General features: G+C 36.5%; 24 protein-coding genes. 15 read left to right on the forward strand and 9 right to left on the reverse strand.

Features of this window, described 5'->3' with window-relative positions; translation table 11 throughout:
* Positions 1 to 43: 43 nt before the first annotated feature.
* Positions 44 to 823, reverse strand: coding sequence for a YhfC family intramembrane metalloprotease (locus HRG09_RS18830; protein ID WP_174102402.1), 780 nt, complete (start codon positions 821 to 823; stop codon positions 44 to 46).
* Positions 824 to 1,274: 451 nt separating this feature from the next.
* Between HRG09_RS18830 and HRG09_RS18835 the strand changes: the two genes are divergently transcribed.
* Positions 1,275 to 2,009: a MerR family transcriptional regulator gene (locus tag HRG09_RS18835; RefSeq protein WP_174102403.1), complete on the forward strand. Its 735-nt coding sequence runs from the start codon at positions 1,275 to 1,277 to the stop codon at positions 2,007 to 2,009.
* Between the two features lie 39 nt (positions 2,010 to 2,048).
* Here HRG09_RS18835 and HRG09_RS18840 read toward each other — a convergent pair whose 3' ends face one another.
* A complete protein-coding gene (locus HRG09_RS18840; protein ID WP_174102404.1) occupies positions 2,049 to 2,627 on the reverse strand; it encodes a YhcN/YlaJ family sporulation lipoprotein in 579 nt (192 codons plus the stop codon).
* A 118-nt stretch (positions 2,628 to 2,745) separates the two neighbouring features.
* Between HRG09_RS18840 and HRG09_RS18845 the strand changes: the two genes are divergently transcribed.
* A complete protein-coding gene (locus HRG09_RS18845; RefSeq protein WP_174102405.1) occupies positions 2,746 to 3,048 on the forward strand; it encodes a YutD family protein in 303 nt (100 codons plus the stop codon).
* 36 nt (positions 3,049 to 3,084) lie between these two features.
* On the opposite strand, the gene HRG09_RS18850 is transcribed toward HRG09_RS18845, so the two are convergent.
* The 3 genes from HRG09_RS18850 to glpX form a co-directional block, all read right to left on the reverse strand.
* Positions 3,085 to 3,585 carry a S4 domain-containing protein gene (locus HRG09_RS18850; RefSeq protein ID WP_174102406.1) on the reverse strand — a complete coding sequence of 167 codons (501 nt, stop codon included), beginning with the start codon at positions 3,583 to 3,585 and terminating at the stop codon, positions 3,085 to 3,087.
* A gap of 688 nt (positions 3,586 to 4,273) precedes the next feature.
* Positions 4,274 to 4,540 (reverse strand): DUF3055 domain-containing protein, encoded by a 267-nt coding sequence (locus HRG09_RS18855; RefSeq protein ID WP_003208880.1) that lies wholly within the window; start codon positions 4,538 to 4,540, stop codon positions 4,274 to 4,276.
* A 16-nt stretch (positions 4,541 to 4,556) separates the two neighbouring features.
* Entirely contained in the window at positions 4,557 to 5,528 is a 972-nt protein-coding gene (gene glpX, locus HRG09_RS18860; RefSeq protein WP_174102407.1) for a class II fructose-bisphosphatase, read from the reverse strand.
* Between the two features lie 147 nt (positions 5,529 to 5,675).
* Between glpX and HRG09_RS18865 the strand changes: the two genes are divergently transcribed.
* The 7 genes from HRG09_RS18865 (at position 5,676) to gabP (ending at position 14,311) form a co-directional block, all read left to right on the forward strand.
* On the forward strand, positions 5,676 to 6,116 hold the full coding sequence (locus tag HRG09_RS18865; RefSeq protein WP_174102408.1) for a DUF86 domain-containing protein: 441 nt from the start codon (positions 5,676 to 5,678) through the stop codon (positions 6,114 to 6,116).
* A gap of 76 nt (positions 6,117 to 6,192) precedes the next feature.
* On the forward strand, positions 6,193 to 6,825 hold the full coding sequence (locus HRG09_RS18870; RefSeq protein WP_174102409.1) for a helix-turn-helix transcriptional regulator: 633 nt from the start codon (positions 6,193 to 6,195) through the stop codon (positions 6,823 to 6,825).
* 98 nt (positions 6,826 to 6,923) lie between these two features.
* The gene (locus HRG09_RS18875; RefSeq protein ID WP_174102410.1) at positions 6,924 to 7,688 is read left to right on the forward strand and encodes a TIGR01457 family HAD-type hydrolase; all 765 of its coding nucleotides are present in this window, start codon (positions 6,924 to 6,926) and stop codon (positions 7,686 to 7,688) included.
* Between the two features lie 192 nt (positions 7,689 to 7,880).
* Complete coding sequence (locus HRG09_RS18880; RefSeq protein ID WP_174102411.1) at positions 7,881 to 9,473, forward strand: PucR family transcriptional regulator; 1,593 nt, start codon at positions 7,881 to 7,883, stop codon at positions 9,471 to 9,473.
* 188 nt (positions 9,474 to 9,661) lie between these two features.
* Positions 9,662 to 11,119, forward strand: a complete 1,458-nt coding sequence (locus tag HRG09_RS18885) for a CoA-acylating methylmalonate-semialdehyde dehydrogenase (RefSeq protein ID WP_174102412.1) — start codon at positions 9,662 to 9,664, stop codon at positions 11,117 to 11,119.
* Positions 11,120 to 11,149: 30 nt separating this feature from the next.
* On the forward strand, positions 11,150 to 12,505 hold the full coding sequence (locus HRG09_RS18890) for an aspartate aminotransferase family protein (RefSeq protein ID WP_174102413.1): 1,356 nt from the start codon (positions 11,150 to 11,152) through the stop codon (positions 12,503 to 12,505).
* A 396-nt stretch (positions 12,506 to 12,901) separates the two neighbouring features.
* Positions 12,902 to 14,311: a GABA permease gene (gabP, locus tag HRG09_RS18895; protein WP_187427833.1), complete on the forward strand. Its 1,410-nt coding sequence runs from the start codon at positions 12,902 to 12,904 to the stop codon at positions 14,309 to 14,311.
* Positions 14,312 to 14,568: 257 nt separating this feature from the next.
* Here the strand turns inward: gabP and HRG09_RS18900 are convergent, their stop codons facing one another.
* Positions 14,569 to 15,159, reverse strand: coding sequence for an NAD(P)H-dependent oxidoreductase (locus HRG09_RS18900; RefSeq protein ID WP_174102414.1), 591 nt, complete (start codon positions 15,157 to 15,159; stop codon positions 14,569 to 14,571).
* 218 nt (positions 15,160 to 15,377) lie between these two features.
* Here HRG09_RS18900 and HRG09_RS18905 point away from each other — a divergent pair, with 218 nt between their 5' ends.
* From HRG09_RS18905 to HRG09_RS18915, 3 genes are all read left to right on the forward strand, one after another.
* A complete protein-coding gene (locus HRG09_RS18905; protein WP_174102415.1) occupies positions 15,378 to 16,166 on the forward strand; it encodes an ABC transporter ATP-binding protein in 789 nt (262 codons plus the stop codon).
* Positions 16,150 to 18,573: an ABC transporter permease gene (locus tag HRG09_RS18910; RefSeq protein ID WP_174102416.1), complete on the forward strand. Its 2,424-nt coding sequence runs from the start codon at positions 16,150 to 16,152 to the stop codon at positions 18,571 to 18,573. The genes HRG09_RS18905 and HRG09_RS18910 overlap by 17 nt, the downstream gene beginning before the upstream one ends.
* Positions 18,574 to 18,915: 342 nt before the next feature.
* A complete protein-coding gene (locus HRG09_RS18915; protein ID WP_174102417.1) occupies positions 18,916 to 19,401 on the forward strand; it encodes a GNAT family N-acetyltransferase in 486 nt (161 codons plus the stop codon).
* A gap of 396 nt (positions 19,402 to 19,797) precedes the next feature.
* Here the strand turns inward: HRG09_RS18915 and HRG09_RS18920 are convergent, their stop codons facing one another.
* A complete protein-coding gene (locus HRG09_RS18920) occupies positions 19,798 to 20,289 on the reverse strand; it encodes a phosphatidylglycerophosphatase A family protein (RefSeq protein WP_174102418.1) in 492 nt (163 codons plus the stop codon).
* A gap of 119 nt (positions 20,290 to 20,408) precedes the next feature.
* Here HRG09_RS18920 and yutH point away from each other — a divergent pair, with 119 nt between their 5' ends.
* Entirely contained in the window at positions 20,409 to 21,410 is a 1,002-nt protein-coding gene (gene yutH, locus HRG09_RS18925) for a spore coat putative kinase YutH (protein WP_174102419.1), read from the forward strand.
* A 90-nt stretch (positions 21,411 to 21,500) separates the two neighbouring features.
* Here yutH and HRG09_RS18930 read toward each other — a convergent pair whose 3' ends face one another.
* Positions 21,501 to 21,737 (reverse strand): NifU family protein, encoded by a 237-nt coding sequence (locus HRG09_RS18930; RefSeq protein WP_000431179.1) that lies wholly within the window; start codon positions 21,735 to 21,737, stop codon positions 21,501 to 21,503.
* 208 nt (positions 21,738 to 21,945) lie between these two features.
* Between HRG09_RS18930 and HRG09_RS18935 the strand changes: the two genes are divergently transcribed.
* Positions 21,946 to 22,254, forward strand: coding sequence for a YuzD family protein (locus tag HRG09_RS18935; RefSeq protein ID WP_174102420.1), 309 nt, complete (start codon positions 21,946 to 21,948; stop codon positions 22,252 to 22,254).
* A gap of 90 nt (positions 22,255 to 22,344) precedes the next feature.
* Entirely contained in the window at positions 22,345 to 23,145 is an 801-nt protein-coding gene (locus tag HRG09_RS18940; RefSeq protein ID WP_309232250.1) for an aminoglycoside adenylyltransferase domain-containing protein, read from the forward strand.
* 116 nt (positions 23,146 to 23,261) lie between these two features.
* Here the strand turns inward: HRG09_RS18940 and HRG09_RS18945 are convergent, their stop codons facing one another.
* The gene (locus HRG09_RS18945) at positions 23,262 to 23,420 is read right to left on the reverse strand and encodes a YqbF domain-containing protein (RefSeq protein WP_174102422.1); all 159 of its coding nucleotides are present in this window, start codon (positions 23,418 to 23,420) and stop codon (positions 23,262 to 23,264) included.
* Between the last annotated feature and the right edge of the window lie 185 nt (positions 23,421 to 23,605).

Consider the following 23,605-nt stretch of genomic DNA (forward strand, 5'->3'; position numbering starts at 1 on the left):
GGAAAAAAAATCCTCTATACAAAAAAACTAAGCTCAAGTAGGCTTAGTTTTTTTCTGGTTCAATTGTCAGTTTGTCTTTCATTTTACGAATGAGAATGAAGGCGGCAACTGCACAAATAAAAGTAATTCCTTCTGCAACAAATATATTGATAACTTGTTTCTGATAAAGAGCTGCAAAGAAGTCTATAAATGCATGGAACAAGGCGGCATATATAACAAAAATATATTTCTTATGTTTAACGCCGTATAATACAAGCATTGAGAAGGCGATTTGTAAGACAAGAGCTAAGATTCTTTCTAAGCCACCAAGTAGGTAGAGATAGGAAGGAGTACTAAGTAATAAATCTTGCAATTGACTGAGTTGAGGGGCCTTTTCAATAAGTTTTGAAAAACTCCCATTGTTAATTGAAATAGCAAAGTATAGAGTTTGCAGACTAGCTAGCGCTCCAATTGAAATAGATTCAATTCCTCCGTGTCCAATTCCGTACGCTAAACCATCTTTATATTCCCGGAATTTCTTCAGTAAGTAGAAGAAGGCAATGAATCGCCCTGCTTCTTCAAAGATAGCGGCAGTGAGTCCACCGTATAGGGCATAAAGAAATGGATTTTTTAATAACTCAGATGTCGTAGGGTTCCCAAGCATAAATACGTGAAAAGGTGTTTCAAGGATTTGCGCAAATCCGATAAAGATAAGAACACCAATACCAACAACTCTCCAGTTTATATGATATTTTTTTCGAAAATAAATAAGCACGATAATGGGGACGAGAACCGAAATCGTCAGTTGCAAAATCATACTAGTAATTACCGCATTTGAAATCATATTTTTCACCACTTTCTAATGTATGTACTCTTATATAAATCTAAATTATACCCCTTTTTTAGGGGAGAGAGGAGATCCGACCATGCGTAGAAGTGGTCAGTGCCTTTTTTCGCCCCATGCCATATAAGAACAATAGGAGGAAATGAGTGGAGATCTTCTTTTGTTTTCATAGCCACGAATGATATGGTGGAAAAACAAAATGGATAAAAACAACATAACCCCTTCTTCTTAGATAGGAGAGAGCATCCATCTGTGCGTAGAAGCAGTCAGTACCTTTTTTCTTCATAGCCGAAACTTATATGCCAGCAAATCAAAATGGATTTATATATATTATACAGGGAATTAGGGGAATCGTTTACCTTAACAAAAATATAGGTATTAAAAAAGGATTTTTTCTGTTGACTCTCACGTTGCGTAATACTTTATTGTATGTATTAAGGGAGGCGAAATAATGACAATGAGAGTAAAAGAAGTAGCCGATTTAGTTGGTATTAGTGTGCGCACACTACATCATTACGATGAAATTGGGCTTTTAACCCCAGACGAAACGACAGAGTCCGGTTATCGTCTGTATTCCAATGAAAACTTAGAGCTATTACAGCAAATTTTATTTTTTAAAGAGCTTGGCTTCCCTTTAAAGAAGATTAAAGAAATTATCAATAGTCCTTCTTTTGACAGGCAAGAGGCGCTTACGTTGCACCGGAAAATGTTACTTGAAAAGCGCGCTCGACTAGATAAAGTGATTGCGACAATTGATAAGACGATTCTGCATACAAAAGGAGAGATTGAAATGACGAATAAAGAAAAATTTGAAGGATTTGATTTTAGTCATAACCCATATGAAGAGGAAGCACGTGCACGATGGGGAGACGAAGCTGTGGATAAGGCAAATAAAGCAGCTACTGGTATGTCTAAGGAAAAGCAAGAAGAGTTTAATAACATTTATAGAAATCTTGCTACACTTCGGCACGGTGCGCCTGATTCTAAAGAGGCGCAAGAAGCGATCCAAGTATGGTATGATTATTTGCAAAACTTTGGTCAATATTCATTAGAGGCGTTTAAAGGGTTAGGACAAATGTATGTCGATGATGAACGTTTTACAAAAAATATTGATCAGTTTGGAGAAGGATTAGCACAGTTTATGTGTGATGCAATGGCAATATACGCAGATAACCGTAAAAAATAAAAAGATGGGGTTGCCCTAAGTGGGCAGCCGCCATCTTTTTTATTTTTTAATCATGTCATTTAGTGTAGCATTTTGACTATTATTTAAATGCGGATTTTTGCTCATTTCGCGTTTTAACATATCAAGGCTTTGCTCATATTCCTTATTGTTTAATGTACCAGATTGCAGCCCTTGAATTTGTGTAATCAATTTTTGGTCTGTTGATACATATGCTTTATAATAGCGAGGAACGATGGACAGGGCCGTTTTATATACTTGATCTGCTACTAACGCAGGGTCTGAAGTATTTGGGCGGTATACAACAAATACTTCATCATCAGTTACAAGCGTAGCGGCATTTGTGACGTCAGGAAGTTGTACGGTCATGTTTGTAATCATTTCTGCTACTTTCTCACGGTTAATTGCGCCTACTTGCTTGTTAGATACCTCGTCTTTTTGTTTAGAGGAGTAGCCGACTCTCGTGAGCCTTGTGTTTGGATTTTCTGTATGATACATGTCGTTTTTATTGGAAACAAGAACACGGCTGCCTTCCTCACGTTCCATTTCTGCTTTATTTGCTGTTTGGCAACCTGCAAATAAGGAAAGGGTGAGAAGAGAGAGTATTATTTGTTTTTTCACGATGTATCACCTCCTTCTCCATAGCATTTACTACTTTTCAATTTTTTGTATTTGAAATTGTTGGTTGTTAGGCTTTGTGATACGATAAAAAGAAGAATGCTTAGAAAGGAAGTTAGTGATGGAGCAAAAGCAAGAGATTCATGCTACGGTGAACATTAATAATGTTCAGTACGAAGTAATTAAAGACTATCGTGACGGTTTTCGTGAAGAAGCATTTAAAGAGCGCTACGCAGAAATTTTAAATAAATATGATTATATCGTTGGTGACTGGGGATACGATCAACTCAGATTACGCGGATTTTTTGATGATAGTAATCAACGTGCGACATATGATACGAAAATTAGCACTTTATCGGAGTACTTATATGAGTACTGTAATTTTGGTTGTGCACACTTTGTATTACGAAAAGTGAAGAAGTAAAAAAACTCCTCTTACGTAGATGTAAGAGGAGTTTTTCTACAAGCAAATTGAAATAAGGTCACCTTCAGAAAGCATTGTATTTGGTTTCATTCTCTGTCCGTTTAACTGAATGTGTCCGTTCTTTATTCTGTCTACAATCAAAGTACGACTCCAATCTGAAATATATGTTGATAAAGCTTTGTCAATGCGATGGGAGCCAAGGACTGTTTCTAATACAATGGTTATTTCTGTAGTACCATTTTCTTTATATTGCATAATGGAAATGGTAGAGGTCATTTCGTTTTCATCTTTTTGAAATACATCAATCGTTTCCACATGATCAGAAAACGATTTATAAATGTGAAGTTTTTTATTCCACGTATGGCCTTTCGGGCATTTATAAATAGCAAAGCGGTAAATGTTCTTTCCATTTGCGTTATGCCTGCGAATATTTGTATCAATAAAAAGGGTGGTATGCCCGCAATTTTTACAATGTTTTTCGATTGTCGTTTCAAATTCATTTTCATATAAATTCCAAGAAAGTTGTACTTTCTGCATTTTCCTTCACCTCGTATATATTGGGTAAAGGAACGTAATACAGCTATTTGGATGTTTTGCAGTATGAATAGGGAAGAAATAGATAAAAATAAAAAGAGGTTCCCTTAAGAGGAACCTCCGTACAACATCATACTACAGATGCGTTACGTTCCTTTGTAATGGGAAATGAACAGACTACTCCCTTGATAAAGCGCATAGCTTTTTTGAGAGTAATGCTATTCAATTGCTGATCCATTACAAAGTAAATGTTGGCATACGTAGTAGACGTCCTTTCTTCCAAATAGATTTGCTTTTAAGTATAACACAAAAGATAGAAAATTCAAAATTTATTACATATATCAACTTAATTTTCCAACATATACCCATGTCGATTTCAAGCACCTAAGTCGCGGCTATGAAAACAAAAGAACATCTCCACTCGCTTTTTCCTTTTGTTCTCACTAGGCATGGGGCCAAAAAAGGCACTGACCGCTTCTATCCATCGCTGGACGCTCTCTTCCCACCTAAAAAATGGTTGTATGTCAGTTTTTCAATTTGTATTTATCCCGCACTAACGGGCAGTAATCCTCCCACCTCAAAATTCGGCGGGAGCAAAGAAGTTAGGTGGGAGATAAACTGCCCGTAAAGGCCCGATTGGTTCAACTAATAATCCGTGGGGGATAAAGCCCCCACGGATTAAAGTTTCACTTTATATAAGTTCGAATAAGAATGAGCGTAGTTCCTCTGCAATTTCTTCAGAGACAGAAAATGCGTGCTCTAAGTAGCCGGGTTCGTTTAAATCGTCGGTTCCAATGATTGCGAATTTGTTGCGCTGCATATCAAGGACGATTGTTTTACCGTAATGACGATCGGAATATAAAAGCGCTAAATCGTGGCGCTCATTTTCTCCCATAAAGCTAACGAAACGTGTTTTTGTATCGACTGTGTCGTCGTAAAGAAAGAAACGTTCTTCCATACACATGGCTCCTTTTTTAAATATCTAAGTTTAAGTGAGGCTTATGATCTAAATGGTGATGCGTTTTAATAAAGCGTACTGTTCTTGTTTTGTAACGCATAACGATAGAATATGTTTCTGCTAAATCTCCGCCAAGGAATTTTACACCATCTAATAACTCGCCAGCAGATACGCCTGTTGCTGAGAAGATTGCGTCATCACCAGATACTAAGTCATCTAACATAAGAAGTTGGCGAGGATCGTCTAATCCCATTTTACGGCAACGTGCTTCTTCTTCTTCATTCATTGGAATTAAGCGTGCTTGCATTTCGCCTTCAAGACATTTTAGTGCTGCTGCAGAGATAACGCCTTCTGGAGCGCCGCCAACACCAACGAATAAATCAATACCTGTTCCAGGAAGAGCTGTTGCGATTGACGCACCAACATCACCATCACCAAATAGTTTTACACGTGCGCCTTTTGCACGAACACGGTCAATAATATCTTGATGACGTTCACGTTCTTGGATGATAACCGTTAGGTCACGAATTTTTTTATTGTTTGCTTCTGCTACAATTTCAATTGTTTTTTCAATTGGATCATCTAAGCTAATTTTACCAGCTGCTTTTGGACCAACCGCGATTTTTTCCATGTACATATCCGGAGCGTGAAGAAGGTTTCCTTTATCTGCGATTGCGATAACTGCCATTGCGTTTGCAAGACCTTTTGCAACAATGTTTGTACCTTCTAGTGGGTCAACGGCAATATCAACTTCTGGACCGTTACCTGTTCCTAGTTCCTCACCAATATATAACATTGGTGCTTCATCAAGTTCTCCTTCACCAATTACAACAGTACCTGCCATGTTTACTGAATCAAACATATCGCGCATAGCTGTAGTTGCTGCATCATCTGCTTCGTTTTTCTTTCCGCGGCCCATCCATTGCGCGGATGCTAAGGCTGCTGCTTCTGTTACACGGACAATTTCTAATGCGAGTTCACGTTCCAAGGTGACATTCCTCCAATTTCAAAAATCATACAGTTATAACTATAACAAATAACGAGGAAAAGGTGAATTCGAAAAATTGTCGATTTTTTCAAGGGAAACGGTTACAATTGAAATATAAATGCTTTTATTTCTAGGTGGGTGACATTCATGTACTTTGTAGACAGAAAAAAAATAGAACAAATGTTAACATGTTTAGAACAAGCAGTAGATACATTTCAAGAGAAGCAGCAATATGAAACGCCTTTTGAATATTACGCATTAGAGCGTATGTCGCATCTTATCATGGATTGCATATTAGATGTTGGAAATGCAATGATAGATGGATTTATTATGCGTGATCCAGGAAGTTATGAAGATATTATTGATATTTTAATGGACGAAAAAGTCATAAGTGATGAAGAAGGAAAAGGAATTAAAGAGGTGATTCTTCTTCGTAAAATGCTTATGCAAGATTATATTCAAATGAACCATAAGGAATTATATACAACGATTCAAAGACAAATCGCTGTGGTACAGAAATACCCTGCGAATATTCGTCGTTATTTAGAAAAGGAATTAGGACCTGTATCTGCATTCGTAGCAGAATAAATGTAAGAAGATCCCCAATCACCTTTTGGGGATCTTCTACTTTTTATCATAGGTCAATAGGAAGAAGGGGTGAGCAATGGGGCAAGCTCGTACAACAAAGGAAGAGATTGTGCAGATCTTAAAAAGAAATGGTGAACAAACCGTTGGATCATTAGCTGAATCTTTAGAGATTACGGAGATGGCAGTACGTCGGCATTTAAGTAAGCTTGAGAAAGAAGAAGTTATTCAATCCAAAATGGTGCGCCAGCACGTTGGTAGACCAACATATGTATACGGCCTAAGTCAAAAAGGAGAAGATTTATTTCCAAAAGATTATAAGCAATTTGCTTTAGAGATGTTAGAGGACTTAGAGAAAATTGGTGATGAAACGCTTGTAAATGCTATCTTAAAGACCAGGACGAATCGGGTGGAGGAGCAATTACAACAACGAATCAGTCGTCAAGAAAATGTATGGCAGAAGCTTCGGGAAGTTGCCGTTATTCAAGAGAAAAATGGATATATGGTACAAGTGAAGCAGGAGGAAGAAAACTCATACATATTACAAAAACAAAATTGTCCATTAAAGGCTGTTGCTGAAAAATATCCACAGCTTTGTTTGGAGGAAGAAAATATGTATAAGCGATTGTTTTCTGATGGAAATGTGAAGGTATTATCAAATATGTGCGATGGTGATTGTCACTGTTCGTATCACATACAAGAGAAAAAATGAACGTTATGGGACGCTTTTAGAAGAAGCGTTTTTTTCTTTGGGAAAAGTGGTTAATATAAGAAGTGTATGAACGATAGGACAAAAGGAGAGGGACATAGATGTATAAAGGTTATTTAATCGACTTAGACGGTACAATGTATCGCGGTGAAGAACAAATTGAAGAAGCGAGTGATTTTGTAAAAGCCTTGCAGGAGCGCGATATTCCATATTTATTTGTAACAAATAATTCAACACGTAAACCAGAACAAGTTGCTGAGAAACTTGTTCGTTTCGATATTCCAGCTAAACTAGAGCAGGTATTTACAACGAGTATGGCAACAGCGAACTTTATTTATGAACGTAAACAAGATGCGTCTGTTTATATGATTGGTGAAGAAGGGTTGCATGATGCACTTGTGGAAAAAGGATTTAAGCTTGTGGATGAAAATCCTGACTTCGTTGTTGTTGGATTAGATCGCGAAATTACATATGAAAAGCTAGCGAAAGCTTGTCTTGCAGTGCGTAATGGCGCGACATTTATTTCAACAAATGGAGACATTGCTATTCCAACTGAGCGTGGTTTACTACCTGGGAACGGTTCACTAACATCTGTTGTTACAGTATCCACAGGTGTAGAACCAATCTTCATCGGCAAACCAGAATCCATTATTATGGAGCAAGCATTAAAAGTACTTGGCATGGCGAAAGAAGAAGCTTTAATGGTTGGGGATAACTATGATACTGACATTTTAGCGGGGATCAATGCAGGTATGCATACACTTCTTGTCCACACTGGAGTCACATCTGTGGAGAAGTTAACAGAATATGATGTGCAGCCAACATATGTTGTGCATAACTTAACGGAGTGGATTGAGAAGATGTGATAGGAGGCAGGTAATCTTTTAGATTGCCTGCTTTTTTAATATAGGAAATCCAATATATTTTATATTTGTATAAATGGTTACAATTAGTGATGGAAAATTTATAAAATTTCAAAAAAGATGATTTGTAAGAGAAATGTAGAATTTTATTAAAGAGTAAAACATGCTTAAAATCTAAAGAGGTGTAAAGTAACAATGAACTCTAACATTAAATTATCAGTACTAGAGATATTAGGGAATAGAAATTTTAGGGATGCAAAAGTAGTAGCAGGAAAATCTGGACTTTATAAAACTGTGAAATGGGTTCATATTATGGAAATAGATCAAATTGAACAGCTTTTAAATGGAAATGAATTGATTCTCTCTACAGGGATTGGATGGAAAGAAAATAAAGAGATGTTTCTTTCATTTTTTAAACAGCTTATAGATTCTAAGGCTGCTGGACTTTGTATTGAATTAGGAACATATATACCTAGCATTCCAGAAGAAATTATAGAATTAGCTAATCAACATGATTTTCCGTTAATTGCTTTTGATAATAAAGTGCGATTTGTTGACATTACACAAGATTTACATACTCTTTTAATAAAAAAACATTACCAGATGATTTCGGATTTGGAAGAGTACTCTCATCAGTTAAATCAGCTACTTCTTACATCGAATTCGGAGCAGAAAATCTTAAAGTTAATACATAATTATTTGAAAATGACAGTTCTTTTTATTCCAAATCAAGGTGAACCTCAAATTATATCCAAAAAAACATCAAAAGAACGGGATAAAATTCTTCAAATTTTGAAAGGGAAAAATATAAAAAGGCACATGAATATTGCCCATCAACCTATACAAGCTTTGAATCAGAAATTCGCCGATTTAATTATAATTTCCGAATCGGATTCAATTACAGAATTTGAATCACTTATTTTAGGCCGGAGTGCCACAGCGCTAGCACAAAATATGTTACGTGTATTATATGTTGAAGAACGGAGAAAGACGAAAGAAACGGAATGGATTCAAAAATGGTTAGAGGGATCACATAGTGAAGAACGAATATACAGGCACCTCTCTGATTTTGATTCTAGTCTTCAGCCAAATGGATGTGTTGTTTTGCTCTTTAAAATTGATCAGTTAGATGAAAAGAACTCAGAAATTACCCATTTAAAAATACTTTTCCGTTCCGTTTTTCAATCACATGGTTTCTTTCTTTTATCTACTATAAGGAAAAATCAAATGATTTTTATATTGTTAAACAAGCGAAAAAATCATGATTGGAGACCGAGAATAGAAGCGGGAATAAATGATATACAAAACCAATTGGTTGAGGATCAAAAGTTCGCCCAAATTAAATTTAGTATTGGAAAGTTTAGTGATCAGTTAAGTGATGTAAAGAAGAGTTATCACACGGCACAAGAGGCGTTGATCATTCAAGAGAAAATGCCAAAGGAATGCTTTAGTTACTTTTATGAAGATTTATATATTTTTCGGCTTATATCAATTGCAAACGAACAAGGAGTACTTGCCGATTTTATCTCTGATTATTTAGAGCCTGTACTGATTTATGATCAGCAAAACAATGGAAAGTTAATGGAAACATTAAAAGTCTATCTTAAATGCAATGGTTCTAAGCAAGAAACTGCAACTAGTTTATATATTGTTCGTCAGACCCTTTATCAACGACTCCAAAAGTTAAAAGAGCTATTAGGAAAAGATTTTATGAATCCTTATAAACGACAAGCGATAGAATTTGCCATTACTGCTCATGAGTATCTATTTGCTTCCAATTCGAGATAAAGTATGTTGAAACCATTATTTTATGGTTTCTTTTTTTATTGTAGACAATGTGTGTGTTTTACATTTGGTGTTACACAAAATGTAGCGAAATTTATGCTTATAAATTTACATATCGTCTACTGAATGCGCTTTCTTTTATTAATATAATGAACGTATAGGGTATTTATTTCAAAATAGGAGGGTTCACTATGGCAGTAACCCAAGATGTACAAACATTAAAAAACTATATTGGTGGACAGTGGATAGAATCCACAAGCAAACAAGTTGAAGAAATACCAAATCCAGCAACGGGAGAGGTTATTGCTCGTGTACCGCTTTCAAGTAGAGAAGATTTAGATAGAGCTGTTGTAGCCGCTAAAGAAGCATTCAAAACGTGGAGAAAGGTTGCTGTACCGCGGCGTGCTCGTATTCTATTTCGTTATCAACAGTTATTAGTTGAAAATTGGGAAGAGTTAGCTAGACTCATCACTTTAGAAAATGGAAAGAGTTATACAGAAGCTTACGGCGAAGTACAACGGGGAATTGAATGTGTTGAATTTGCTGCAGGTGCCCCAACTTTAATGATGGGAGAACAGCTTCCGGATATTGCTACGGGGGTTGAGTCAGGGATGTATCGTTATCCAATCGGAGTAATTGGAGGAATAACACCATTTAACTTTCCTATGATGGTTCCATGTTGGATGTTCCCACTCGCAATTGCATGTGGAAATACGTTTATATTAAAACCATCTGAAAGAACACCGTTGTTGGCGAATCGCTTAGCTGAACTGTTTAAAGAGGCAGGTCTTCCAGATGGCGTATTAAATATAGTACATGGTGCGCATGATGTTGTGAATGGCATTCTTGACAATGAGGATGTGAAGGCGGTATCCTTCGTTGGTTCTCAACCTGTAGCGGAGTATATATATAAAACAGCAGCGGCTAACGGCAAACGTGTACAAGCTCTTGCAGGAGCAAAAAACCATTCTATTGTTATGCCAGATGCTGATTTGGATAACGCTGTAAACAATATTATCGGTGCTGCATTTGGATCAGCAGGTGAACGTTGTATGGCAGCTTCAGTTGTCGTTGCAGTTGGAGATATTGCAGATGAGCTAATAAATAGGCTTAAGGTAGCGGCTGATGAAATTAAAATGGGAAATGGTATAGAGGAAGATGTGTTCCTCGGACCAGTCATTCGTAAGTCCCATAAAGAGCGTGCGATCCAGTATATTGAAATAGGTGAAAATGAAGGAGCTTCACTTATACGTGATGGAAGAAAAGATGCAGGAAATGAGCAAGGGTACTTTGTGGGACCTACGATTTTTGATAACGTACAACCAGAAATGAAAATTTGGCAAGACGAAATTTTTGCTCCTGTATTATCCATTGTTCGAGTAAAAAGCTTAGAGGAAGCAATTGAACTTACAAATAAATCTGAATTTGCAAATGGTGCGTGTTTGTATAGTGATAGCGCGAAAGCAATCCGTGAATTCCGTGAAGAAATTGATGCAGGGATGCTTGGAGTTAATCTTGGAGTACCGGCTCCGATGGCATTTTTCCCATTTTCAGGTTATAAGAAATCTTTTTATGGCGATCTACATGCAAATGGAAAAGATGGCGTAGAGTTTTATACTCGTAAGAAAATGCTTACTGCTCGTTATTAAACAAGTAAATTAAACTCATAACTAGATGGAATGGGGATGATGATTGTGCAAACAACGGAACAAATAAAGGATTTACAAAAAACGGATGAAAAGTACCTTTGGCATGCGATGAGAGGAGCGGCTCCTAACCCATCGAACTTAATCATCAAAAAAGCAGAAGGAGCATGGGTAACGGATATTGATGGAAATCGTTATTTGGATGGGATGTCCGGACTTTGGTGTGTGAATGTTGGATACGGCCGCAAGGAACTGGCGAAAGCAGCTTTTGAACAGCTTGAGGAAATGCCATACTTTCCGTTATCGCAAAGCCATATCCCAGCTATTAAATTAGCTGAAAAATTAAATGAATGGCTTGGGGATGAGTATGTTATTTTCTTCTCGAACAGCGGATCGGAAGCGAATGAAACTGCATTCAAAATTGCTCGTCAATATCACCAGCAAAAGGGAGATTATGGACGTTACAAGTTTATATCTCGCTATCGCGCTTACCATGGAAATTCAATGGGAGCTCTAGCGGCAACTGGTCAAGCGCAACGAAAGTATAAATACGAACCATTGGGCCAAGGTTTTCTTCATGTAGCACCGCCAGACATATATCGTAATCCAGATGATGTGAATACACTTGCAAGTGCGGAAGAGATCGATCGTGTTATGACATGGGAGTTAAGCCAAACGGTAGCTGGGGTCATTATGGAACCGATTATTACTGGAGGGGGAATTTTAATGCCTCCTGATGGATATATGACAAGAGTAAAAGAAATTTGTGAGAAACATGGTGCACTACTTATTTGTGATGAAGTTATTTGCGGATTTGGACGAACAGGAAAACCATTTGGATATATGCATTATGGCGTCAAGCCTGATATCATTACAATGGCGAAAGGTATCACAAGTGCATATCTTCCGCTATCGGCAACAGCAGTTAGAAGAGAGATTTACGAAGCTTATGCTGGAAGTGAAGAATATGATCGGTTCCGCCATGTAAATACGTTTGGAGGAAATCCTGCTGCTTGCGCATTAGCTTTAAAGAACTTAGAAATTATGGAAAATGAAAATCTTATCGAGCGTTCTAGAAAACTAGGTGAACGGTTATTACGTGAACTAGAGGATATAAAGGCGCATCCTAATGTAGGAGATGTTCGCGGGAAAGGGCTTCTTTTAGGTATTGAACTAGTGGAAGATAAGCAAACGAAAGAACCGATTGCCGTTGAGAAGATAAATAAAGTTATGGGCATCTGTAAAGAAAAAGGTCTCCTTATTGGTAAAAATGGTGACACAGTTGCGGGATATAATAATATTTTACAACTTTCTCCACCATTAAGTATTACAGAGGATGACTTTTCCTTTATTGTCAAAACTATAAAGGAAGCTATAATTCAGTTATAATATTACAAAATGAAGCAGCGATTCAATGAAAATAACTGAAAAATATATATTTGTGTTTATGCGACAAACGCTATACAGGAGATAAAGATCTGTCAAAGCTAGGTTTGTCGGGATTGGTAATCAGTGGAGAGGGAGTCTCCACTGATTCAGGTTTCAATATATACTTTGCTGTGTTAATATTTTTTTGGTTATAATTAATTGAATATTTAGTTAATATTTTTAGTTTTTTAATTTGTTTATATTTCAATTAGCTTTGATATATACAATGTTTATACTGTCGATGAATATCTAAGTATACCTTCTATAACAAATAATTCGGGAATATTTTTTGATATTGAAAAAATCGAATCAGTTAACTTGGAAGAAAAATAGTATGTAACAAAGGGGCGTGAAATATTGAACCATAACGAGAGTCACTTAAAAAAGGATTTGAAAATTCGTCATATTACTATGATTTCTATCGGAGGAGTTATAGGGGCAGGGTTATTTATGGGAAGCGGTGCGGTTATTCATTCTGCCGGGCCTGGTTCTATCATATCTTATGCACTTGCTGGACTGCTTGTTGTTTTTGTTATGAGAATGCTAGGAGAAATGGCTTCCAGCAATCCGACTAGTGGTTCTTTTTCTACTTATGCACGTGAAGCGATTGGGCCATGGGCTGGGTATACTATAGGTTGGTTATATTGGTTCTTTTGGGTTATTGTTATTGCTATTGAAGCAACAGCGGGAGCGGCCAATATTCAATATTGGTTTCCGGATATTCCAGCCTGGCTTTTGAGTCTAATATTAACGGTGTTATTAACCCTCACTAATATTTATTCTGTCAAATCATTCGGTGAATTTGAGTATTGGTTTTCACTTATTAAAGTTGTAGCCATTATTTTATTTCTTGGACTTGGCCTTTCTGTTATTTTCGGGCTAGTGCCAGGAGTTGAAGCGCCAGGACTCTCTAATTTGACCGGTCAAGGCGGATTTATGCCAAATGGTATCAGTACGATCCTTTTGGGGATTACAGTCGTGATTTTTTCTTTTATGGGTACTGAGATTGTAGCTATGGCTGCGGGTGAATCGGCTGAGCCGTCAAAAGCAGTTCGAATTGCTACTAACAGTGTCATTTGGCGAATTCTTGTATTCTTTATTGGTTCGATTGCGGTTGTTGTTACATTGCTCCCATGGAATTCCGCTAATCTTTTAAAAAGTCCATTTGTCGCTGTTCTTGAACATGTAGGGATACCAGCAGCAGCTCAAATCATGAATCTTATCGTATTAACCGCTGTCCTTTCTTGTTTGAATTCTGGATTATACACGAACTCACGTATGTTATATGGAATGGCTAAAACAGGAGATGCGCCAAAAGTATTCTTAAAGTTAAATAAAAATGGTGTACCGGTTCATGCTGTTTTATTTGGAACGTTTTTTGCCTATATAGGTGTAATCTTTAATTACATTTCTCCAGATAAAGTGTTCTTATTTTTAGTTAATGCTTCAGGAGGAATTGCATTATTGGTTTATCTCGTCATCGCCTTTTCACATTTACGGATGCGCAAAAAGGTAGAACGTAAAAATCCTGAATTACTTAAGGTTAAAATGTGGTTATTTCCTTATCTGACCTATGTGACGATACTAGGGATTGTTGCTATTTTAGTTGCTATGGCGTTTATTGAATCCATGCGTTCCCAATTAGCGCTTACTATGCTCATTGCTATTATGGTTGTAGGTTCATATTTTCTTTTCAACAAAAACAAAGTAAGTGAAACAGAAATAGATGCTAGCGAAATAAAAAATTCTGAAACAATTAACACATAATTATCGTTTATTATATACCGATTGAAAATAAGAGGAGAGAACGAGTGTAGGTAACCTTTTATTTTTTTATAGTAGCGACTCATGTGTTGGAAAATAAAAACGGATTTGCATGGAAATAGAAAAGGAGAAGGATATGGATCATACAATTAAATTTAACCTCGGAATATCCCTCGTCATTATTCTGTTTTTCTTGTTCGTACTAGCTATATGTGGATGTTAAAACGACACTCATTGTGAGTGTCGTTTTTATTTAAAAACTATATTTGCACTAGCAAACGATTTACAACTTCTTTTACTTCTTCAAGATACTCTTTACGTACGTTATCATCTACAGAAGGGACACTCGTATAGAATGTGTGCTCTAACGTTTCGATTCCTGTAAATTCAAAAATACCAGCATCAGTCGTTTTCTTCATTGCATCAAACATACCGCTTGCTGTATAAGCATCTTTTGAATTCCCCATTGTGGATAATAATAATCCCTTTTTACCACTTAATAATTTTTCGATACCATTTTCACCGTAAGCATAGGCGAAGCCGTGGCTAAACACGCGGTCAACATATCCTTTTAAGATCGCTGGAAGTCCTGCCCACCAAACTGGATAAATAAATGTGATGCTGTCAGCCCAAGTAATATGTTCTTGTTCTTCTTGAATATCCTCTGGTGTATTACCTTGAGAAAATGAGACGAAATCAGAGGACCCTAATATCGGATTGAAGTTTAATTCATATAAATCGCGAACGCGTACTTCATGCCCTTTTTCTTCTAATTCCCCTTTTACAGTTTCTAAAATCGCATGATTGAAGCTCTGTGGATTTGGATGTGCATAAACGATTACATGTTTCATCTTTGTTCCTCCTATTTGTGGATATGTTGATAGTTTGTTCAAATTTTTTAATAAATTATTCGTGTAACCATTATGGTTACCTTATTGTTTAGAGTCAAACGATTTATCTTCTATAATCCAAAAATTAGTATATATTACAAAAAAATACATAATAGTAGGGGTTTCGAGTTCTAACTAAAATATATAGATAGAAAAATAGAAAAAGAAGGGGATATGAAATGAATACCATTGAAATTGAAGGTTTAGAAAAATCTTTTGAGATTGGCGATAGTAAAGTAAAGATATTAAAGGGAATTCATCTTAAAATTCAAAAAGGTGATTTCGTTTGCATTATGGGAGCGAGTGGGTCGGGGAAAACAACTCTTTTACAGTTGCTTGGAGGTTTGGATATTCCAACGGCGGGAAGCATTCGAGTAGATGGTACAGAAATTTCATCATTAAAAGAAAAAGAACTCGCGTTGTTTCGGAGACATCAAATCGGTTTTATTTTTCAGCAGTTTAATTTAATACCTGTATTTAATGCAGAAGAAAATGTCGGATTACCGTTATTACTAGATAATGTCCCGCAGAAGAAAGCTACTACAGCATCAAATCGGTTATTAGAGCTTGTTGGTTTAAAAGGAAAGGAAAAACATTTACCATCGCAATTATCAGGTGGTCAGCAGCAAAGGGTTGCGATTGCGAGGGCATTTGCGAATGAACCAGCGATTATATTAGCAGATGAGCCAACAGGGGCATTAGATTCTGAAAATAGCAAAAATATCATTGCAGCTCTTCGGAATGCTTGTGATGAATTAGGACAAACAGCTGTTGTTGTAACGCATGATCCATTTGTAGCTGCTCATGCAGATAAAGTTATTTTCTTATTAGATGGTGAAGTTATCCATGAACATATAGAAAGTAAGGGGTGGAAATTCCGCCATATGCCGCAGCAAGTTAAGCAGATTCAAGAGATTATGAATAAGCACTTTAAGGTAGGTGATAAGAGCGATGTTTTGGATAATTAAATATGCGGCCAAGTCTATTAGACAGAATTGGCTAAGGAACATGTTAATCGCTCTTGGCGCTGCACTAGGTGTTATGTTAGCAACGATGCTTCTACTTGGGAACCAATCTGTAGAACAAAGTGTTAAAGAGCAAGTTGTAAGTCGCTACGGGGATTATAATTTGCAATTTGGTTATATAAAAAATGATATGTACTTAAAAGATGAAAATTTAAAAGAGCTGAATGGTCTTGAAAGTGTAGAAAAAATATCAAAAGTGCTTATTCCTTATCCTTTACCAAATCATAAAGAGCTTTCTGGCAAACCATCGTATTGGGGAGTTGAACAAGATTCACCTGATATGCGTGCTTATAAAATTGTAGAAGGGCGATACCCGAAAGAAGGAGCGGAGGTAGCACTTACAAAAGGGTATACAGATAGAGAAAATATAAAAGTTGGAGATATGGTTCGCCTACCTTTCCCACCACATGGTGAAAAAAATGTTAAGGTTGTAGGGATTTTGAATCCACCATTGATGGCAGCAATGGGACATAGCGCATATTTTCCGATTACTTGGATGCAAAAGGAATTAAATTTACAAAATCAATTTAATCTTGTTCAAGTAAAAACATCGGATGTTAATGTAAAGACAATGATTGCTAATGATGCCAATAAGAAATTAGAAAATATCAAAATAGATCAGCGTACATATGTAGATAAAGCATTTGAAAGATTAAATGTGATGAAGCCATTAATCTTTAGCTTAGGCGGGATTGCTTTATTTGTTGTAGCGCTTTTAATTATGGGAAGTTTCTTCTTATCTGTAAGGAGTCGTTTTAAGCAATGGGCGTTATTACGTGCACTTGGTAGTAATCCAAACCAGGTCATTCTTGTTGTTTTATTAGAAGCGTTATGTATTGGAGCGATTGGTTCATTGGCAGGAGTTGTTCTTGGTGCTGGTACACATCAGCTTGCGGCTTCTGTTATTAACAAGTGGATGAATGTAGAAAGTACAGGTCAAGAAGCGTTTTCTATTTCAGGTGAGATTTTACTCATTACATTTTTATTAGGAATTGTCATGTCTGTAGTAGGTGCGATCATACCAGCATTTATGGTAAGAAAAATCCCTCCTGTTGAAGCATTAAGACCAGGAATTCCAAGTAATCAAAAGAAAGAACAGAAATGGAGCGTTTTCAGTCTCGTTATTTTAATAGTGGGTGCTGGAATTGGTTTAAGTGGTGGATTTACTGAAGAATATATTGGTTTTAATCCAAGTGCGATAGGAGCGCTGTTATTTGCAGTAGGTTTGTTGTTTGCAATTCCGTTATGTATTCGTGTTATTACGCCAGTTATTGCAAAACCATTTCAAATGATATTTCGCATTGAGACAACGATTAGTGGTAGAAATGTAATTCGTTATCGTAAAAAGGCAGCTGTGTCAGTCGCGATTCTAGCATTTGGATTTATGTTATCGCTAGTTGGAACGATGTATGTGAATGCGATGTATGAAGGAACGAAACAAGGATTACAAAAGAATTTACCAGCAGATTTAGTCATTCGTGTTCCAATGCAATCACAAGGGATTGAAAGTCTACCGTTTCATTGGTTAGAAAAGATACAAAAGGTTGAAGGAGTAAAAGAAATTGTCGGAGCAGCCCCTGACTTCACATCTAAACTTGTAAATTATGACTTTAAAAAGGCAAATCAAGAATGGTACGAGTTTATGAGGAAAAATAAGTATGATTATGAAGCAATGGAAGTTGTAGGTACTAATATTACTTCATTTCAGAAAGTAACACAGATGAAAGTTATTTCTGGACAAAGCTTGAGTACGCCACTAAGAAATGGTGAAGGAGTCATTACAAAAGATACAGCAAAAAATTTAGGGGTTAAATTACATGACACAATCGAAGTACAGGGAAAAGGGAAAGAAAAACAGCAAATTCAAGTTGTTTCTATTATAGAGAAAGACTTACGACTTCGAGGTTCTTACGTTTTTGTAAATGAAGAATGGGCACGGAATATGTTTAGTATAAAAGGCTATGAATCGATTCAAATTATGACAGACTCTAAGGTACCTTTTGAAACAATTAAGAAGAAAGTAATACAGATAACAAAAGGGAAAGAGAATGTCGAGGTTATAAATAGTACCGATTTGTTAAAAGAGCAAGAGCAGCTCTTATCTCAAATGGTTATGTTAATTCGTTTATTGGTAGTAATCATCTTCATTATTTCAGGTATTGGAGGCGGAGTGATTTTCAGTTATATTGTATTATCAAGTTTAGAATTAACAGTTATTACAATTCCATATAATCAAGTGCTATTACTGGCAATAGCAAGTGTTATACTCGGAACAAGTGCATCTATGATTGCTTCATTCCAGTTAAGAAGATTTAAACTAAGTGACACGCTTAAAGAATTATCAGCGTAAGAAAGACAGCTTTTACAGCGGTCTTTCTTAGTATGTTTATAATAAAACTCGTTTCTCCTTTGCTTCTTTTATCCACGTCGGAAGTTCATTCAATAAAGTGAAACTTTAATCAGTGGGGGGTTTCCTCATCCCCCACTGATTATTAGTTGAACCAATCGGGCCTTTAGTACGGGATAAATTGTTATACAACGTTTCATCTGTTGTTTTTTCGATATCGCGAATGTAGAAAAAGTTTTCTAATTTTGTAGCTTAAAAATTTACAAACTTTTCAAAAATAGAAGGTGAATTTCGGGATTTATGTAGAACTTTGTTAGTAAGTAGTTTTAGAAAGGAAGAAGAGAGATGGATATACACAAACTAACAGGGGCAGAAGCAAAAGAAATCAATACGTGGCAGTATGAGGAACCGTATTCGTTATACAGCTTTTCGGGAAGTAAAGAGGGAATAGAAGAACTATTAGATGGAACATACTATGGCTGCTGTAACGAGCATAGAGAACTAATTGGCTACTTTTGTTTTGGAGAAAATGCACAAGTTCCAGGAGGAAGGGCTGCAAAGTTATACGTAGGAGAAGATACTGTGGATATTGGACTTGGTATGAAGCCAGGGCTAACAGGGAAAGGGATGGGGAAGTCTTTTTTTCAAGTTGGCCTCCAATTTGCTTTGAAAGAGTTTCAGCCGAAAAGAATCCGTTTAAGTGTTGCTACTTTTAATAAAAGGGCGATTGCATTGTATGAGAATGTTGGGTTTCGAAAGAATATTTCGTTTATGAGCAGGGGAAGAGAGTTCCTGCTCATGGAGTATGATTTAGGTGAATATCGTTTTTAACAATTTTTTATGGCCCTGTCCAAATTAAGCGTATAACATAACCGAAAAAAATAATGTAAGAGAGTATCGCGAAAGAGCATGTTCCTCTTATTACACGAACCAATCCTTTTTCTCCAATGAGTGCTAAAAGGATAGATAAGATACTACTTATAATAATGGTGGCTTCTAGTGAAGGGGTAAGGCGCCATGACCATGAGAGACATAGAAAGAATGTGGTGGAGGCAACCAGCGCGAAAAGTAGAGAAAGCCAAGAGAAGATTTGTTTTTTAGACATCAGGACACACTCCTTTTTAATATTCGAACTTACATAAATTGTATGGTTAATTGCAATTTATGTAAACAAAAGAACCCACCTCTTTACACAAAGAGATGGGTTCTTTTGTTTACGGTTTTACCTCATTCTGCATGCTCAGCGCGATGAGCCAAGCGACTAGATGCAGCGGCAGCGATTGCGCCCACAATATCATCAAGGAATGTATGGACTTTTCCAGATGATTTATCATTTAAGTATTCTAAAATACCTGGTTTTAATTTATCGATGTATCCAAAGTTTGTGAAACCGATAGAGCCATACACGTTTACAATTGAAAGTGCGATTACTTCATCGACTCCATATAAGCCTTCATCGCGTTTTACGATATCTTGTAATGGTTTGCTTAACATTCCTTTTTCAGCAAGGACGTCTAATTCAATTCCTGTAATGAGTGCATTTTGTACTTCGCGTTTGGATAATACACGTTCTACATTGTAACGACATTCGGACATCTCTAATTTTGAATGGTATTTCTTTTGAAGAAAATGAACAAGTTCCGCAATATCATCGATTGTTACACCACGCTCTTGTAGTAGTTGTAATGCTCTTTCTTGTAGTTGATTTGATTTTTTCATGTTATCACCTTTTTTTCTTTTTATTATTTGTATACGTTTTGTTGCTTTATCATGTGCATAGGAATGAAAGGCGAGCACAAGCTCATATATATAAAGAAAAACCATAGGTGGCGACTATGATGATTCAGCATATTTATGAGCATTATCAAATGCATGTCAAAGAATTAATCCCCCTTGGCCCCTATAAAAGCTTTTGGATTCGCAATAAAATTTATGTACTTCTTCCGATTGGGAATATGGAGGAAGATGTACTCGTTGAAATGAAAAAATTAAGCGATTATATGAACCAGCAAGGGGATATTACTGTAGCGACTTTTGTTCCGACAGTGCACGGTTACTATGTAAGTGAGATAGAAGAAAAAAATTACTGTTTATTAAAAGGTATGCGTTTGCTCGATCGACATGCTACTTCGTTAGGTAGCGAGCTTTCTTTATTCCATAAACGAGGCGCCTTTTTTCCTGAAGAAATAGAACAATTAAGTCGCATCGGTGAATGGAAGGCATTATGGGAAAAAAGGCTGGATCAATTAGAGCGATTTTGGCAATCAAAACTGATGAATCAGCCGTCAGATGTATTTGATCAACTATTTATGGAGTCTTTTCCATATTATTTAGGTATTGCTGAAAATGCCATTCAATATGTCGTTGATACAGAAATAGATGATACACCTCAGCTTGCTGATGCGGCAACGATCTGCCAAGAACGTTTCACCCCTTTATTATGGCAACAAACGAATAAATTAAAAATTCCCATCGATTGGGTATATGATCATCCAAGTAGAGATTTGGCAGAATGGATTCGCTATGTATCGATGGAAAAGAAGAAAGGCTGGGAACAAACAATTTTTCAGTTTGTAACAGATTATGAGAAAAATTATCCGCTTTCTTCTTTTGGGTGGCGTCTCTTATTTGCGCGTCTTCTCTTTCCGCTTCGCTACTTTGAAACGGTAGAACAATACTATTTGACGGAAAATGAAGAACAAAGAAGTATGTACCGAGATCACTTAGAAGATATTTTACACGATGTGAACCGTTCAGAGCAATTTATGAAGCATTTTTATGAACTCCTACGTTTGCCTGTCGATAAGCTTGGGATTCGAAAATTGGATTGGTTGTCTTAATAGAAATTTATAAAAAAGAGACCAATGTTGGTCTCTTTTTTATAAATATTTAGTGAAAGCGATTCTAAACGAGCCGCTTCCGCTTTTAAATTAAAATACTTGTTCTACTTCGATAACGCCTGGTACTTCTTCAAGTAGTGCGCGTTCGATACCAGCTTTTAGTGTGATTGTAGAACTTGGGCAGCTACCGCATGCACCCATAAGGCGTAGCTTTACAATACCTTCTTCAATATCTACTAACTCAACGTCACCGCCATCACGAAGTAAGAACGGGCGTAATTTATCTAATACTTCTAGTACTTGTTCTTGCATATTTGGGTTTTCCATTTTTATCGACTCCTTTCATCCATTTTATTATAATCAAGATACAGGGGAAAATCTATTTTTTCTGTTCCTGTTTTATTGTCAAAATTTTGTATCATGTTTACAACGTGTTTTTTCAGTATAGGGGACAAGAATTAAACTTGTAAAGAGATGTGCTTATAAGGTAAGTCATCAAGGTGTACTGTTAGAACAGAGAAGTGGGGGAGAAATAATGGTTAATGTTCAAGTATATGGGGCAAAAGTAATTTGTGCGAGCTGCGTTGGAATGCCGTCTTCAACGGAAACATTTGAATGGCTACAAGCGGCAATTGGTCGCAAATATGAAGGACAAGATGATAAATTCAAGTTTGAATACATTGATATTCAAGAAGAGCAAGAAGATGCTGAGAAGCAAGCTTTTGCAGAGCGTGTAATTGAAGAGGATTTATTTTATCCAGTTGTGCTTGTAAACGGTGAAATCGTTGGAGAAGGAAATCCTCGTTTGAAGGACGTATATGCAGAAATTGAGAAATATTTATAATATAGAAGCCTTTGTGATTGCAAGGGCTTTTCTTATATATTTATATGGAAAAAATAGTTATTAAAGGTAATTTTACTAAGGGGGATGGATGTGGAGGGTATAGTGAAACAAGAATTACCAAAAGAAGTAAAGGACCTAATGGATCAATATGTGAATGGACTGCAAGACATATTTTTTAATGAACAATTGGTAGGGGTATATGTATACGGTTCAATCGCTCTAGGGGCATTCCAGTTTGGTACGAGTGATGTTGATTTTGTAACGGTAACGAGAGAGACAGTCAGTGAATTTGAGAAGGTGCAAATAAGTGACTTACATAAAAGATTGAGTAAAAGTAAGCTGGGAGAACGGATGGACGGTATGTATATCTCGTTTGCTGATTTAGGGAAGCGAAACCAAGAGATACCGCAGTATGTCTATTGTACTGACGGGAAAGTTAACGTAGGTCACTGGGATGTGAATGATGTGACATGGTGGACGCTGAAGAACCGTGGAATTACTGTGACTGGAGAAGAAGCAAGTGAACTTCCGTTTGAGGTCCCATGGAGTAAGGTTGTAGAAACAATGAAATATAACGTAGAGCAGTACTGGAGTGAAAAGGCGTCAAAACCATACTTGTTTCTAATCGAAGAATGGGTAGAATCAGCTGTTGTCACAATGGGCCGTATTTTGTATACGTTAGAGCATGAAACGATTGTTTCGAAGGATGAAGGGTTACAATATATGATGGAATCGTCCTCTGGAAAATGGATGCCTTTGTTACAAGAGGTAGAGCGGATACGTCATAATAAGGCGATGAAACGAACGATTTCCATTTGGAAACGGGCAGATATGACGAAGAAGTATTTGCTTAGTGGGATAGAGGAGTGCCGGAGGAAGTGGGAGGCTTAGTTTATGCAAAATTTATTAAAGAGATAAAATATTAAGACCTCTGTAGTTACTACATACTACAGAGGTTGGTTTGTAGATAAAGGTTCTTAACGTACACACTACTTAGCTACTCACTATTACGCTGTGGAAATATCCTCGTCTTTACGTACTTCAAAAAACTCATTTTTGCACAGGTATTTAAAAATCCTTTGTGTAACTTGCTCTTCTTGATCTAATAAGAAACGATGATCAAAAGCATAGAAGGATTGTCCTTTTATTAATTTAACATAATACATTATGCATACCTCCGTTATTGAACGATACAAATTAAAGATTTATTACTATAATATCCATAAAATGGATTTAGATACATGGAATGCGAATCAAGGATTTTGGTAGTGAAAGTTGTAAGTGATTAACAGATAAGGCATGCTGTTGATTAGAGATGTTTAGTTAGTAATAAAAAAGAGTTCACCTGATA

The organism is Bacillus sp. Xin1 (genome assembly GCF_013314535.1).
Taxonomy (GTDB): domain Bacteria; phylum Bacillota; class Bacilli; order Bacillales; family Bacillaceae_G; genus Bacillus_A.

Excerpts from the sequence above, each read along its gene's own strand:
- HRG09_RS18945 (WP_174102422.1), bottom strand. The coding sequence starts at position 23,420 with ATGTATTATGTTAAATTAATAAAAGGACAATCCTTCTATGCTTTTGAT.
- HRG09_RS18900 (WP_174102414.1), bottom strand. The coding sequence starts at position 15,159 with ATGAAACATGTAATCGTTTATGCACATCCAAATCCACAGAGCTTCAAT.
- HRG09_RS18905 (WP_174102415.1), top strand. The coding sequence starts at position 15,378 with ATGAATACCATTGAAATTGAAGGTTTAGAAAAATCTTTTGAGATTGGC.
- HRG09_RS18890 (WP_174102413.1), top strand. The coding sequence starts at position 11,150 with ATGGGGATGATGATTGTGCAAACAACGGAACAAATAAAGGATTTACAA.
- HRG09_RS18935 (WP_174102420.1), top strand. The coding sequence starts at position 21,946 with ATGGTTAATGTTCAAGTATATGGGGCAAAAGTAATTTGTGCGAGCTGC.
- HRG09_RS18880 (WP_174102411.1), top strand. The coding sequence starts at position 7,881 with ATGAACTCTAACATTAAATTATCAGTACTAGAGATATTAGGGAATAGA.
- HRG09_RS18845 (WP_174102405.1), top strand. The coding sequence starts at position 2,746 with ATGGAGCAAAAGCAAGAGATTCATGCTACGGTGAACATTAATAATGTT.
- HRG09_RS18870 (WP_174102409.1), top strand. The coding sequence starts at position 6,193 with ATGGGGCAAGCTCGTACAACAAAGGAAGAGATTGTGCAGATCTTAAAA.
- HRG09_RS18830 (WP_174102402.1), bottom strand. The coding sequence starts at position 823 with ATGATTTCAAATGCGGTAATTACTAGTATGATTTTGCAACTGACGATT.
- yutH (WP_174102419.1), top strand. The coding sequence starts at position 20,409 with ATGATTCAGCATATTTATGAGCATTATCAAATGCATGTCAAAGAATTA.
- HRG09_RS18875 (WP_174102410.1), top strand. The coding sequence starts at position 6,924 with ATGTATAAAGGTTATTTAATCGACTTAGACGGTACAATGTATCGCGGT.
- HRG09_RS18835 (WP_174102403.1), top strand. The coding sequence starts at position 1,275 with ATGACAATGAGAGTAAAAGAAGTAGCCGATTTAGTTGGTATTAGTGTG.
- HRG09_RS18920 (WP_174102418.1), bottom strand. The coding sequence starts at position 20,289 with ATGAAAAAATCAAATCAACTACAAGAAAGAGCATTACAACTACTACAA.
- HRG09_RS18930 (WP_000431179.1), bottom strand. The coding sequence starts at position 21,737 with ATGGAAAACCCAAATATGCAAGAACAAGTACTAGAAGTATTAGATAAA.
- HRG09_RS18910 (WP_174102416.1), top strand. The coding sequence starts at position 16,150 with ATGTTTTGGATAATTAAATATGCGGCCAAGTCTATTAGACAGAATTGG.
- HRG09_RS18855 (WP_003208880.1), bottom strand. The coding sequence starts at position 4,540 with ATGGAAGAACGTTTCTTTCTTTACGACGACACAGTCGATACAAAAACA.
- HRG09_RS18865 (WP_174102408.1), top strand. The coding sequence starts at position 5,676 with ATGTACTTTGTAGACAGAAAAAAAATAGAACAAATGTTAACATGTTTA.
- HRG09_RS18885 (WP_174102412.1), top strand. The coding sequence starts at position 9,662 with ATGGCAGTAACCCAAGATGTACAAACATTAAAAAACTATATTGGTGGA.
- HRG09_RS18915 (WP_174102417.1), top strand. The coding sequence starts at position 18,916 with ATGGATATACACAAACTAACAGGGGCAGAAGCAAAAGAAATCAATACG.
- HRG09_RS18850 (WP_174102406.1), bottom strand. The coding sequence starts at position 3,585 with ATGCAGAAAGTACAACTTTCTTGGAATTTATATGAAAATGAATTTGAA.